The organism is Bradyrhizobium sp. SPXBL-02 (assembly GCF_051853065.1).
Classification (GTDB): domain Bacteria; phylum Pseudomonadota; class Alphaproteobacteria; order Rhizobiales; family Xanthobacteraceae; genus Bradyrhizobium.
On sequence record NZ_CP182474.1, the window covers coordinates 2,990,240 to 3,004,613 of the forward strand.

Sequence of the window (14,374 nt, forward strand, 5' to 3'; positions counted from 1 at the left end):
GATGCAGCATCCGGTTTCAGCGCCGATCGGCCTGACCGCGGCGAACTATGCCGACCGCATCGGCTTTGCGCAACTGACGCGCCGGGCCTTCGAAGGCGTCGATCTGCATCCGTTGCGCGACCAGCTCGTCGCGCGCATCGCAGCAGGGACTGCGCTGGCGGGCGAGGGACTGGACCTGTCGTTGATCACCCAGCTCCTGGGCGACAAGGATCGCGGGCTTGCGATCCAGTCCGAGGTGCTGGCCTTCCATCAATTGTTCCGAACGCCTAGCGCCGCCGCGAAGCCGGGCCTGCGCCTGCTCGCGCTTGCGGCCGATATCGACATGGGCGGCAACACGCCGATCGATTTCCTGCTCGAAGGCTCCGACATCGAGCTGTTGACTCTCTATGTGATCAAGGGCGTCGGTTTGCCCGAGACCTTGCCGGAGCACGACGCGGCCATCGTGGTCGCGTCCGATTCCGAGGAATGCCGCGAGGCGCTCGCGCTGATCGAAGGGGCCGCACCGCACTGGCCGCGGCCGCTGCTCAATCGCCCCGATCGCATCGGCAATCTCGATCGCGACAAGCTTTATCGGCTGCTGACGGACGTGCCCGGCCTCGACATTCCCGCGACGATTCACGCAACGCGGACGCAATTGTCGGACCTTGCGCAGGGGCGGATCGCATGCGCCGACATCGCAGGCGAGTTGCACTTTCCGATGATCGCGCGGCCGCGCGGCTCGCATGCCGGCGTCGGGCTCGCGAAGCTCGACGATGCGGCGGCGCTCGTGGCCTATCTCGCCGAACGGAAGGAGCAGGATTTCTTCGTCGCACGCTTCGTCGATTATGTGAGCCCCGACGGGCTCTACCGCAAATATCGCCTCGCCATGGTCGACGGCAAGCCCTACGCCTGCCACATGGCGATCGCCGATCGTTGGGACATCTGGTATCTCAACGCCTACATGGCCTTCAGCGAAGAAAAGCGGGCCGAGGAAGCCGTCTTCATGCGCGACTTCGACCATGCCTTCGGCGCGCGCCACAGCAACGCGCTCGAGGAGATGAGCCGGCGCGTCGGCCTCGATTATTTCATCGTCGATTGCGCCGAGAACGCGAACGGCGAGCTCTTGGTGTTCGAGGCCGACAACACCGCCGTCGTGCACAACATGGATTCGCCGGTCGTGTTTCCCTACAAGCCGCCGCAGATGCGCAAGATCTTTGCCGCGTTCGCGGCGATGCTGTCGCGGCATGCGAAGGCTGGCACGGAGAGCGCAGCATGAACGAGATCATCCGCAACGCGCAAGGCTCCGTCGCGAATACCTCGCTCGATCCGCAGGACTGGAGCGAGTTTCGCACGCTGGCCCACCGCATGCTGGACGAGACGATCGACGGCATCGCCAACGTTCGTGCGCGCCCCGTCTGGCGGCCGATTCCCGATGACGTCCGCGCGGCATTCAGAGCGGACGTGCCGCGCGAGGCGAGCGATCTTGCCGAGGTCTATCGCGAATTCTCCGAGCATGTCGCGCCCTATGCGACCGGCAACGTCCATCCCGGCTTCATGGGCTGGGTGCATGGCGGCGGTACCGCGGTCGGCATGCTCGCGGAGATGCTCGCCGCCGGCCTCAATGCCAATCTCGGCGGACGCGACCACATGCCGATCGAGGTCGAGCGCCAGATCGTGGAGTGGATGCGTTGCCTGTTCCTCTTTCCCGAGAGCGCGAGCGGCATCTTCGTCACGGGCACGTCGATGGCCAATCTGATGGCCGTGCTGGTGGCGCGCACCACCGCGCTCGGCACGCTGGCGCGGCAGCACGGCATCGGCAATGACGGTGCGCTGCTCACGGCCTATACGTCGCAGGCAGCGCATGGCTGCATAGCGAGGGCGACGGACATCGCCGGGCTCGGCACGGATGCACTGCGCAAGATCGCCGTCGATGCCGATCATCGCATCGACGTTGCGGCATTGCGCGCACAGATCGCCGTCGATCGCGAGGTCGGCTTCAAGCCGTTCCTGGTGGCCGCATCCGCCGGCACGGTCGATATCGGTGCGATCGACGATCTCAGGGCGATCGCGGAGCTGTGCCGAGAGGAAGGAATCTGGTTTCACGTCGACGGCGCTTTCGGTGCGCTCGCGATCCTGGCGCCGGAGCTTGCGCCGCTGCTCGGCGGCATCGAGCTTGCGGATTCCATCGCACTCGACTTCCACAAATGGGGGCAGGTGCCGTACGACGCAGGCTTCCTGCTGGTGCGCGACGGCGAACAGCATCGGCAGGCCTTTGCGCAGCCGGCTGCCTATCTGAGCCGCGAGGCGAGGGGGCTTGCGGCGGGCGCGGTCTGGCCCTGCGATCTCGGTCCCGATCTGTCGCGCGGCTTCCGGGCGTTGAAGACGTGGTTCACGCTGAAGACGTTCGGCACCGACCGGCTGGGTGCGGCGGTGGCGCGGAGCTGTGCGCTCGCAAAGTATCTGGAGACGCGTGTGCTGGCCGAACCGCGGCTGGAATTGCTGGCGCGGGTCAATCTCAACATCGTCTGCTTCCGCTATCGCAGCGGCGATGCTGTCAATCGCGAGATTGTTGCCGACATCCAGGAGTCCGGCATCGCCGCGCCATCGAGCACGACGCTGGACGGAAAGCTCGCGATCCGCGCGGCGATCGTCAATCACCGCACCGAGGAGGCGGACATCGATGCGCTGGTTGCGGCCGTGCTGCAGTTCGGTGGACAGCGGAGCGGCGGAGTGATCGAGGTCGATGCGCCGCCGCTCGCAGCGCAATAGCTTGACGAACGCCTGAAAACGACAACGGCCCCGGAGGCGATCCGGGGCCGTTGTCGTTGGCGCGAACGCCCGTATCAGGCGGCGGCGGTGCTGACGTCGTCCTTGTCCGCTGCCGCCTTGGGATGCGTGGCCTCGAACTGGTTGCGCAGCTTCTCCTCATAGGCGATCAGCTTGCGGGCTTCCTTCAGCGCCCGGTAAAGGTCGCCGTTCAGGATGTTGTTGTTGATGCCTTCGATGATCGGCCAGGAGCTCGGCACCGCCGTGACGATGTCCCGCACCAGGTTGAAATAGGTGCCGTGCTGGGTCTGCGGATCCGGGGAGATGTACATGAGCTGGACCGCCAGATAGACGAGCTTGGCGGGCGTGTCGGCGGTCTCCGGCGTGAGGATGTCGCGTTCGCGCAGGATCGGCACGTTCTCGCCATCGATCAGCAGGCGGGCCCGCTGGTCCGTGTTGGTGATCACGGAATTGCCGACGATGATGCGTTCGTGCGGTTTGAGCTCGACCTTGAGGGCCATTCCTGTTCTCCATCAACGCTTTCGTAACCGAGCGTTCGTTGCGGCCTGTCAGGTCGTGATTCTCGCTCGCAACTAGTTAACGAGCTGTAAATTCGAGCTATTCCCGCCAAAAAGCTGAATGCTTTCAATAGCGGGATTGGTGCGGGGTTGCCGCCATGCGCACCGCTTCCGGGACCGAATCACGCGTGACCGGGCAAAAGCGCGAGTTTCATTTCATGTTTCGTTAGAGGTCTCGGCGGCACGGTCCGCCGTCGCTGGGTCCATCGCGATCCAAGCAGACGTGTAACAGTAGCGTCGTTTACCAGAAAGGTAACAGAGTCATGTCCGGTATCGTCCTCTCCGCATCGGTTCGTCAGAACCTGCTCTCCCTCCAGTCCACCGCTGACCTCCTCGCCACCACGCAGAACCGTCTGTCGACCGGCAAGAGCGTCAACTCGGCCCTGGACAATCCCACCAACTTCTTCACCGCCCAGTCGCTCGACAACCGCGCCAGCGACATCAACAACCTGCTCGACGGCATCGCCAACGGCGTGCAGGTGCTGCAGGCTGCCAACACCGGCATCACCTCGCTGCAGAAGCTGATCGACAGCGCGAAGTCGATCGCCAACCAGGCGCTGCAGACCACCGTCGGCTATTCCACAAAGTCCAACGTGTCCGCCACCATCTCCGGTGCGACGGCGGCCGACCTGCGCGGCACGACCTCCTATGCGAGCGCCACGGCGAGCAGCAACGTCGTGTATAGCGGCGCGGCCGGCGGCACCACCGCGGCGACCGGCACCACGACGCTCGGCGCTACCATCGGCTCGTTCACGGGTACGGCGGGAACGGCCGGCGACGGCACCACGGCCTTGACCGGCGCCATCACCCTGATCGCCACCAACGGCACGACTGCAACGGGCCTCGCCAGCAACGCCCAGCCCGCCGACGGCGACACGCTGACCGTCAACGGCAAGACCATCACCTTCCGCAGCGGTTCTGCTCCGGCCTCGACCGCCGTTCCGACCGGCTCGGGCGTCAGCGGCAATCTCGTCACCGACGGCAATGGCAACACCACGGTCTATCTCGGCACCGCCGGCACCCCGGCTGCGACCGTGAGCGATCTCTTGACCGCGGTCGATCTGGCCAGCGGCGTCAAGACGGTGTCCATCAGCTCGGGTGCTGCGACGATCGCGACCAGCGTCAACCAGACCGCTTCGAGCGTTGGTGCGGGCGCCGTCACGCTGAAGAGCTCGACGGGTGCGGACCTGAGCGTCACCGGCAAGGCCGACCTGCTCAAGGCGCTCGGCCTGACCACCTCGGTGGGCGGCGGCAACGCCACCGTGAGCGTCAACCGGACCACGAGCTCAACCTCGCTCGGTGCGACGATCACCGACGGCTCGACGCTGAACGTCAACGGCCACGTCATCTCCTTCAAGAACGCGCCGATCCCGGGCTCGACCGGTGCTCCGAGCGTTCCGACCGGTTATGGTGCCAGCGGTAACGTCCTCACCGACGGCAACGGCAACTCGACGGTCTATCTGCAGGGCGGCACGATCAACGACGTGCTGAAGGCGATCGACCTCGCTACTGGCGTGCAGACCGCGACGGTCAATGCCAACGGCACCGCGACGCTCGCGACCGCCTCCGGCCAGACCAACTCGTCGATCAACGCCTCCGGCCTGCTCAAGATCTCGACCGGCGTCAATGCCGACCTGTCGATCACCGGCACCGGCAACGCGCTGAACGCGCTCGGCCTCGCCGGCAACACCGGCACGGCGACCGCCTTCACGGCGGCGCGCACCTCCGGCATCGGCGGCATCAGCGGCAAGACCTTGACCTTCTCCTCCTTCAACGGCGGCACGGCGGTCAACGTCACCTTCGGCGACGGCACCAACGGCACCGTCAAGACGCTCGATCAGCTCAACACCAAGCTGCAGGCCAACAACCTGACGGCGACAATCGACGCCAACGGCCTGCTGACGATCTCGACCACCAACGACTACGCGTCCTCGACCATCGGTTCGAGCGCCGCAGGTGGTGCGATCGGCGGCACGCTGACCTCGTCGCTCACGTTCTCGACGGCTTCCACCCCCGTCCAGGATACGGTTGCCCAGACGGCGCGTGCGAACCTGGTCAATCAGTACAACAACATCCTGAACCAGATCGACACGACCGCGCAGGACTCCTCGTTCAACGGCGTCAACCTGTTGAACGGCGACCAGCTCAAGCTGGTGTTCGACGAGACCGGCAAGTCGAACCTCAGCATCACCGGCGTGACCTACAACTCCAAGGGTCTTGGCCTCGCCGCGCTGACCAGCGGTGTCGACTTCATCGACAACGCTGCCACCAACAAGGTGCTGACCAACCTGAACGCCGCGTCGAGCACGCTGCGCTCGGAAGCCTCGAGCCTCGGCTCGAACCTCTCGGTGGTGCAGGTCCGTCAGGACTTCAACAAGAGCCTGATCAACGTGCTGCAGACCGGCTCGTCCAACCTGACGCTGGCCGACACCAACACCGAAGCGGCCAACAGCCAGGCGCTGTCGACCCGCCAGTCCATCGCCGTCTCCGCGCTGTCGCTGGCCAACCAGTCGCAGCAGAGCGTGCTGCAGCTGCTCCGCTAACAAAGCGGACGACATCGCAAGCAAGATCCGGCGGCGGGGCTTCGAGCCCCGCCGCTTTCTTTTTGCGCCGGCATCTAAAGTGCTGCCCGGCGGGGTCGAAAGGGTGCATTCGATGCAGTCAATCGCTCACTCTCAGTTATGGTTGACAAGTAGCAAACGCTTCACCGGTGCATGAAAAACATCATCCGATCATGATGATAGGGGCCGAGCCGATCTGGCTGCATCGCTCTTATGGTGAATCCGGACGAGGACTGCAGCGACACGCTTCATGCTTTGTTAGCCCACAACGTCCACCGTCCCGAGCATCGATTAATCCTAATCGAAGTTTGTTGCGTTGCGTACCAGAAGGGTAACACTCAATGTCCGGTATTGTTCTCTCCGCATCGGTTCGTCAGAACCTGCTCTCCCTCCAGTCCACCGCTGATCTTCTCGCCACCACCCAAAGTCGTCTGTCGACCGGCAAGAGCGTCAACTCGGCTCTGGACAATCCCACCAACTTCTTCACCGCGCAGTCGCTCGACAACCGCGCCAGCGACATCAACAACCTGCTCGACGGCATCGCCAACGGCGTGCAGGTGCTGCAGGCTGCCAACACCGGCATCACCTCGCTGCAGAAGCTGATCGACTCCGCGAAGTCGATCGCGAACCAGGCGCTGCAGACCACGGTGGGTTATTCCACCAAGTCGAACGTCTCCACCACCATCTCCGGTGCGACGGCGGCCGACCTGCGTGGCACGACGTCCTATGCGAGCGCCACGGCGAGCAGCAACGTCGTGTATAGCGGCGCGGCCGGCGGCACCACCGCGGCGACCGGCACCACGACGCTCGGCGCTACCATCGGCTCGTTCACGGGTACGGCGGGAACGGCCGGCGATGGCACCACGGCGCTGACCGGCGCCATCACCCTGATCGCCACCAACGGCACGACTGCAACGGGCCTCGCCAGCAACGCCCAGCCCGCCGACGGCGACACGCTGACCGTCAACGGCAAGACCATCACCTTCCGCAGCGGTTCTGCTCCGGCCTCGACCGCCGTTCCGACCGGCTCGGGCGTCAGCGGCAATCTCGTCACCGACGGCAATGGCAACACCACGGTCTATCTCGGCACCGCCGGCACCCCGGCTGCGACCGTGAGCGATCTCTTGACCGCGGTCGATCTCGCCAGCGGCGTCAAGACGGTATCCATCAGCTCGGGTGCTGCGACGATCGCGACCAGCGTCAACCAGACCGCTTCGAGCGTTGGTGCGGGCGCCGTCACGCTGAAGAGCTCGACGGGTGCGGACCTGAGCGTCACCGGCAAGGCCGACCTGCTCAAGGCGCTCGGCCTGACCACCTCGGTGGGCGGCGGCAACGCCACCGTGAGCGTCAACCGGACCACGAGCTCAGCCTCGCTGGGTGCGACGATCACCGACGGCTCGACGCTGAACGTCAACGGCCACGTCATCTCCTTCAAGAACGCGCCGATCCCGGGCTCGACCGGTGCTCCGAGCGTTCCGACCGGTTATGGTGCCAGCGGTAACGTCCTCACCGACGGCAACGGCAACTCGACGGTCTATCTGCAGGGCGGCACGCTCAACGACGTGCTGAAGGCGATCGACCTCGCCACCGGCGTGCAGACCGCGACGGTCAATGCCAACGGCACCGCGACGCTCGCGACCGCCTCCGGCCAGACCAACTCGTCGGTCAACGCCTCCGGCCTGCTCAAGATCTCGACCGGCATCAATGCCGACCTGTCGATCACCGGCACCGGCAACGCCCTGAACGCGCTCGGCCTCGCCGGCAACACCGGCACGGCGACCGCCTTCACGGCGGCGCGCACCTCCGGCATCGGCGGCATCGCCGGCAAGACCTTGACCTTCACCTCCTTCAACGGCGGCACGGCGGTCAACGTCACCTTCGGCGACGGCACCAACGGCACCGTCAAGACGCTCGATCAGCTCAACACCAAGCTGCAGGCTAACAACCTGACGGCAACGATCGACGCCAACGGCCTGCTGACGGTCTCGACCACCAACGACTACGCGTCCTCGACCATCGGTTCGAGCGCCGCAGGTGGTGCGATCGGCGGCACGCTGACGACGGCTCTGACCTTCTCGACGGCCTCCACCCCCGTCCAGGATACGGTTGCCCAGACGGCGCGTGCGAACCTGGTCAATCAGTACAACAACATCCTCCAGCAGATTGACTCGACTGCTCAGGACTCCTCGTTCAACGGTGTCAACCTCCTCAATGGCGACCAGCTCAAGCTGGTGTTCGACGAGACTGCAAAGTCGAGCCTGAGCATCACGGGCGTGACCTACAACTCCAAGGGTCTTGGCCTCGCCGCGCTGACCAGCGGTGTCGACTTCATCGACAACGCTGCCACCAACAAGGTGCTGACCAACCTGAACTCCGCGTCGAGCACGCTGCGTTCGGAAGCTTCGGCTCTGGGTTCAAACCTGACGATCGTGCAGGTTCGTCAGGACTTCAACAAGAACCTGATCAACGTGCTGCAGACCGGCTCGTCCAACCTGACCCTGGCCGACACCAACGTCGAGGCGGCCAACAGCCAGGCGCTGTCGACCCGCCAGTCCATCGCGGTCTCCGCGCTGTCGCTGGCCAACCAGTCGCAGCAGAGCGTGCTCCAGCTGCTCCGCTAACGCGCGGGCGACATCGCAAGCAAGATCCGGCGGCGGGGCTTCGGCCCCGCCGCTTTCTTTTTGGTCACTGCTCGGAGACTTCGAGAGGGCAGGCGCCTCTCGAAAAAGTAACCAGCGGTTATGGTTAATGGAGCGTAAGCGTCAGGAATTGCCAATGATTTCAGATGGATTGCGAGCCGTGCCCGCACGTTCGACTCGCTTATGGTGAACCGGCGCTTATGCGGGCTTCATGCATTTCACCCTTTGTTAGCCATGTCACGGCACGCTGGCCCCGTCACTCGATCCGGAAGCGATCGAACGAAGACGCGTAAGCCAGAAGGGTAAGAGTCATGTCCGGTATTGTTCTCTCTGCGTCGGTTCGCCAGAACCTGCTCTCTCTCCAGTCCACCGCCGATCTTCTCGCCACTACACAGAACCGTCTGTCGACCGGCAAGAGCGTCAACTCGGCCCTGGACAATCCCACCAACTTCTTCACCGCCCAGTCGCTCGACAACCGCGCCAGCGACATCAACAACCTGCTCGACAGCATCGCCAACGGCGTGCAGGTGCTGCAGGCTGCCAACACCGGCCTGACCTCGCTGCAGAAGCTGATCGACTCCGCGAAATCGATCGCGAACCAGGCGCTGCAGACCACCGTCGGCTACTCCACCAAGTCGAACGTCTCCACCACCATCGCCGGTGCGACGGCGGCCGACCTGCGCGGCACGACGAGCTTCGCCAGCGCGACGGCGAGCAGCAACGTGCTCTACAACGGCACCGCCGGCGGCACCACCGCGGCGAACGGGACCACGACGCTCGGCGCTACCATCGGCTCGTTCACGGGTACGGCGGGAACGGCCGGCGACGGCACCACGGCCTTGACCGGCGCCATCACCCTGATCGCCACCAACGGCACGACTGCAACGGGCCTCGCCAGCAACGCCCAGCCCGCCGACGGCGACACGCTGACCGTCAACGGCAAGACCATCACCTTCCGCAGCGGCGCTGCTCCGGCATCGAGTGCGGTTGCGGCCGGCTCGGGCGTCAGCGGCAACCTCGTCACCGACGGCAACGGCAACACCACGGTCTATCTCGGCACCGCCGGCACGCCGGCTGCGACCGTCAGCGATCTCTTGACCGCGGTCGATCTCGCCAGCGGCGTCAAGACGGTGTCCATCAGCTCCGGTGCGGCGACGATCGCGACCAGCGTCAACCAGACCGCTTCGAGCGTTGGTGCGGGCGCCGTCACGCTGAAGAGCTCGACGGGTGCGGATCTGAACGTCACCGGCAGGGCCGACCTGCTCAAGGCGCTCGGCCTGACCACCTCGGTGGGCGGCGGCAACGCCACCGTGAGCGTCAACCGGACCACGAGCTCAACCTCGCTCGGTGCGACGATCGCCGACGGCTCGACGCTGAACGTCAACGGCCACGTCATCTCCTTCAAGAACGCGCCGATCCCGGGCTCGACCGGTGCTCCGAGCGTTCCGACCGGTTATGGTGCCAGCGGCAACGTCCTCACCGACGGCAACGGCAACTCGACGGTCTATCTGCAGGGCGGCACGGTCAATGACGTCTTGAAGGCGATTGACCTCGCCACCGGCGTGCAGACCGCGACGGTCAATGCCAACGGCACCGCGACGCTCGCGACCGCCACCGGCCAGTCGAACTCGACGATCAACACGTCCGGCCAGCTCAAGATCTCGACCGGCATCAACGCCGACCTCTCGATCACCGGCACCGGCAACGCGTTGAACGTGTTCGGTCTCGCCGGCAACACTGGCAGCGCCACCGCCTTCACGGCGGCGCGCACCTCCGGCATCGGCGGCATCGCCGGCAAGACCTTGACCTTCACCTCCTTCAACGGCGGCACGGCGGTCAACGTCACCTTCGGCGACGGCACCAACGGCACGGTCAAGACGCTCGATCAGCTCAACACCAAGCTGCAGGCCAACAACCTGTCGGCAACGATCGACGCCAACGGCCTGCTGACCATCACGGCATCCAACGACTATGCGTCCTCGACGCTGGGCTCGACGGCGGCCGGCGGTGCGATCGGCGGCACGCTCACCTCGGCCTTGACCTTCTCGACGGCTTCCACCCCCGTCCAGGATGGCGTTGCCCAGACGGCGCGTGCCAATCTGGTGTCTCAGTTCAACAACATCCTCAACCAGATCGATACCACCGCACAGGACTCCTCGTTCAACGGCGTCAACCTGCTCAACGGCGATCAGCTCAAGCTGGTGTTCGACGAGACCGCCAAGTCGAGCCTGAACATCACGGGCGTGACCTACAACTCCAAGGGTCTCGGCCTCGCCTCGCTGACGGTCGGCGTCGACTTCATCGACAACGCCGCAGCAAATCGGGTGCTGACCAACCTGAACGCCGCCTCGAGCACGCTGCGCTCGCAGGCCTCGAGCCTCGGCTCGAACCTCTCGGTGGTGCAGATCCGGCAGGACTTCAACAAGAACCTGATCAACGTGCTGCAGACCGGTTCGTCCAACCTGACCCTGGCCGACACCAACGTCGAGGCGGCCAACAGCCAGGCGCTGTCGACCCGGCAGTCGATCGCGGTCTCCGCGCTGTCGCTGGCCAACACGTCGCAGCAGAGCGTGCTCCAGCTGCTCCGCTAACAAGCAACTGAAATAACTGAATAAAATCGGGCGGCGGGGCTTCTTGCCCCGCCGCTCTTTTTTGCGTCCGGGGCGGGCAGGGGCGTTCATTCGCCATTAACCCTATCCCTTAAACCGGCGTTAACCATACTTTAAAGGACACCTCCTAAAACTGGACAAAAGGCCCGCTTTCCAGTCCGCGCGGCCGATTCGTATCCGGTTCAAGAGGAAGACTCGCCAATGTCCAACATCGTTCTCTCGGCGTCCGTTCGCCAGAACCTGTTGTCGCTGCAGTCGACGGCCGACTTGCTGGCCACGACGCAGGAGCGGCTGTCGACCGGCAAGAAGGTCAACACGGCGCTCGACAATCCCACCAACTTCTTCACGGCGCAGGGGCTGGACAACCGGGCGAGTGACATCAGCAACCTGCTCGACGGCATCAACAACGGTGTCCAGGTGCTGCAGGCGGCCAACACCGGCATCACCTCGCTGCAGAAGCTGATCGACAGCGCCAAATCGATCGCCAACCAGGCGCTGCAGACCACGGTCGGCTATTCCACCAAGTCGAACGTCTCCACCACGATTCCCGGCGCGACGCCCGCCGACCTGCGCGGCACGACCTCCTATGCGAGCGCGACCGCCAAGAGCAACGTGCTCTATACCGGCGCGGCCGGCGGCGTGACCCCGGTTACGGGAACCGCCGCACTCGGTGCCTCGCTGGGCTCGACGGCCGGCACCTTTACCGGCACGGCCGCGCTCGCCGCCGACGGCACCACCGCGCTGTCCGGCACCGCGACGTTGCTCGGCACCACGGCATCGACCACCTTCAGCACGCCGCCCGCCGATGGCGACACCATCACGGTGAACGGCAAGACCATCACCTTCCGCACCGGCGTCGCGCCAAGCTCGCAGCCGACCGGCTGGGGTCTCGACGCCAGCGGCCACATCGCCACCGACGGCAACGGCAATTCGATCGTCTACGAGGGAACGCCGACTGCGCCCGGTGCGACCATCAACGACGTCCTCACCGCGATCGACCTCGCCAGCGGCGTCAAGACTGCAACTATCAGCGCGAGCGCGGCGACCATCGCCGTCAGCGGCGCGGCCGGTCCCGTCGGCACACTCCAGGTGGCATCCTCGATCTCGGGCGGCGGCCAGATCACGCTGAAGAGCTCGACCGGCGCCGATCTGAGCCTGACGGGCAAGGCTGACTTCCTCAATAAGCTCGGTCTGACGGCGGCGACCGGCGCAGGCAATGCGACCGTGACTGCGAACCGGTCGACCACCGCCGGCTCGCTCGGCACTCTCGTTCAGGACGGCTCGACGCTGAACATCGACGGCCACACCATCACCTTCAAGAATGCGCAGACCCCGCAATCGGCGGCGAGCGTCGCCAACGGCTTTGGCGTCAGCGGCAACGTCGTCACCGACGGCAACGGCAATTCGACCGTCTATCTCCAGAGTGCGACGCTGACCGACCTGCTCAACTCGATCGACCTCGCCACCGGCGTCAAGACCGCCAGCATCTTCAACGGGTCGGCGACCATCACGACCACGTCGGGCCAGATCCCGTCGTCGGTGAACTCCAGCGGCCAGCTGTCGCTCTCGACCGGCGTCAACGCCGACCTCTCGATCACCGGCACCGGCAACGCGCTCAGCGCGTTCGGCCTCAGCGGCAACACCGGCACGGCGACCGCCTTCACCGCGGCGCGCACCTCGGGCGTCGGCGGCATCAGCGGCAAGACGCTGACCTTCACCTCCTTCAACGGCGGCACACCCGTCAACGTCACCTTCGGCGATGGCACCAACGGCACCGTCAAGACGCTCGACCAGCTCAACGCGCAGCTTCAGGCCAACCACCTGACCGCGACGATCGACGCCAACGGCGTACTGACGGTCACCACCGTCAACGAATACGCCTCCTCGACGCTGGGTTCGACCACTGCCGGCGGCACGGTCGGCGGCACCATCACCGGCGTCCTCGCCTTCACCACGGCGCAGCCGCCGGTTCAGGATCCCGTCGCGCAGACCGCGCGCTCGAACCTGGTCAACCAGTTCAACAACATCCTGGCGCAGATCGACACGACCTCGCAGGACTCCTCCTTCAACGGCGTCAACCTGCTCAACGGCGACACGCTGAAGCTGGTCTTCAACGAGACCGGCAGCTCGACGCTCAGCATCAACGGCGTGGTGTTCAACGCGGCCGGCCTCGGCCTCAGCAACCTCGTCAACGGCGTCGACTTCATCGACAACGGCGCCACCAACAGGGTGCTGGCGAGCCTGAACGCCGCCTCGAGCACGCTGCGCTCCGAAGGCTCCTCGCTCGGTTCGAACCTGTCGATCGTGCAGGTGCGTCAGGACTTCTCCAAGAACCTGATCAACGTGCTGCAGACCGGCTCGTCCAACCTGACGCTCGCCGACACCAACGAGGAAGCGGCCAACAGCCAGGCGCTGTCGACCCGCCAGTCGATCGCGGTGTCCGCACTGTCGCTGGCCAACCAGTCGCAACAGAGCGTGCTGCAGCTGCTCCGCTAATCCGCAGCGCAACTTCGCTATTGGAGATTTCGCGGCGGGGCTGACGCTCCGCCGCTCTTTTGAGGGAGATCGCTAAGACAAGATTAGCTGAGATCGACGCGCGTCACGACGAGCAAGTTTACATCGTGCATGCGTGCATCTAGCGTCGCGCTGACGAAGGACTCCGCGCCCCGTAATTCTGCGGAGTGCTTCCAAGCACGGTACGTAAGCAAATCTTAAGCGGTGCTGCCTAGGGTTGGGAAAGAAATCCTTAAGCGCGTACAACGCGCTAGGTAACCTCCAGGGTGTGATTGATGTCGAATTCCGCTGCCTCGGCTTATGCGCGTGTTGCAACCACCACCGCATCTCCTCGCGACATCGAGGCGCAGACTCTGCTCAAGGCCGCCAACAAGCTCCAGGACGCGGTGAACAACGCCGATCCGCTCAGCGAGCAGACCATGCAGGCCCTGATGTTCAACCGCAAGCTCTGGACCATCTTCCTGAGCGAGGCGATGCGTGACAGCAATCCGCAGCCGATCGACGTCCGGCAGAAGATCGCCAACATCAGCGTGTTCGTGCTGAGCCAGACCGCCGCGCTGCAGATGAGCCCGCAGTTCGATCACTTCCGTCCGCTGATCGAGATCAACCGCAATATCGCGGCAGGCCTGTCCGGACGGCCGTGACCGGATTCGTGATGGTCGCCATCACGAGCACATCGGCGAAAACTCTCAATGTCGGCAGGATCTAATCGCGGCTGGTGGTCTTGC

General features: G+C 64.9%; 8 protein-coding genes. 7 read left to right on the forward strand and 1 reads right to left on the reverse strand.

What is annotated here, in order from left to right; genetic code table 11:
- Position 1: 1 nt before the first annotated feature.
- Positions 2-1,255, forward strand: coding sequence for an ATP-grasp domain-containing protein (locus ACNJYD_RS13555; RefSeq protein ID WP_439366635.1), 1,254 nt, complete (start codon positions 2-4; stop codon positions 1,253-1,255).
- On the forward strand, positions 1,252-2,748 hold the full coding sequence (locus tag ACNJYD_RS13560; RefSeq protein WP_439366636.1) for a pyridoxal phosphate-dependent decarboxylase family protein: 1,497 nt from the start codon (positions 1,252-1,254) through the stop codon (positions 2,746-2,748). The genes ACNJYD_RS13555 and ACNJYD_RS13560 overlap by 4 nt, the downstream gene beginning before the upstream one ends.
- A gap of 74 nt (positions 2,749-2,822) precedes the next feature.
- On the opposite strand, the gene flbT is transcribed toward ACNJYD_RS13560, so the two are convergent.
- Positions 2,823-3,266, reverse strand: a complete 444-nt coding sequence (flbT, locus tag ACNJYD_RS13565; protein WP_172785241.1) for a flagellar biosynthesis repressor FlbT — start codon at positions 3,264-3,266, stop codon at positions 2,823-2,825.
- 320 nt (positions 3,267-3,586) lie between these two features.
- On the opposite strand from flbT, the gene ACNJYD_RS13570 reads away from it, so the two are divergent.
- The 5 genes from ACNJYD_RS13570 (at position 3,587) to flaF (ending at position 14,290) form a co-directional block, all read left to right on the forward strand.
- Positions 3,587-5,866 (forward strand): DUF1522 domain-containing protein, encoded by a 2,280-nt coding sequence (locus tag ACNJYD_RS13570; protein ID WP_260379928.1) that lies wholly within the window; start codon positions 3,587-3,589, stop codon positions 5,864-5,866.
- A gap of 359 nt (positions 5,867-6,225) precedes the next feature.
- Positions 6,226-8,505: a DUF1522 domain-containing protein gene (locus ACNJYD_RS13575; protein ID WP_260379927.1), complete on the forward strand. Its 2,280-nt coding sequence runs from the start codon at positions 6,226-6,228 to the stop codon at positions 8,503-8,505.
- A 329-nt stretch (positions 8,506-8,834) separates the two neighbouring features.
- On the forward strand, positions 8,835-11,114 hold the full coding sequence (locus tag ACNJYD_RS13580; protein ID WP_172782861.1) for a DUF1522 domain-containing protein: 2,280 nt from the start codon (positions 8,835-8,837) through the stop codon (positions 11,112-11,114).
- A 219-nt stretch (positions 11,115-11,333) separates the two neighbouring features.
- Complete coding sequence (locus ACNJYD_RS13585) at positions 11,334-13,628, forward strand: DUF1522 domain-containing protein (RefSeq protein ID WP_439366637.1); 2,295 nt, start codon at positions 11,334-11,336, stop codon at positions 13,626-13,628.
- 293 nt (positions 13,629-13,921) lie between these two features.
- Positions 13,922-14,290: a flagellar biosynthesis regulator FlaF gene (gene flaF, locus ACNJYD_RS13590; RefSeq protein WP_018642830.1), complete on the forward strand. Its 369-nt coding sequence runs from the start codon at positions 13,922-13,924 to the stop codon at positions 14,288-14,290.
- Positions 14,291-14,374 lie beyond the last annotated feature (84 nt).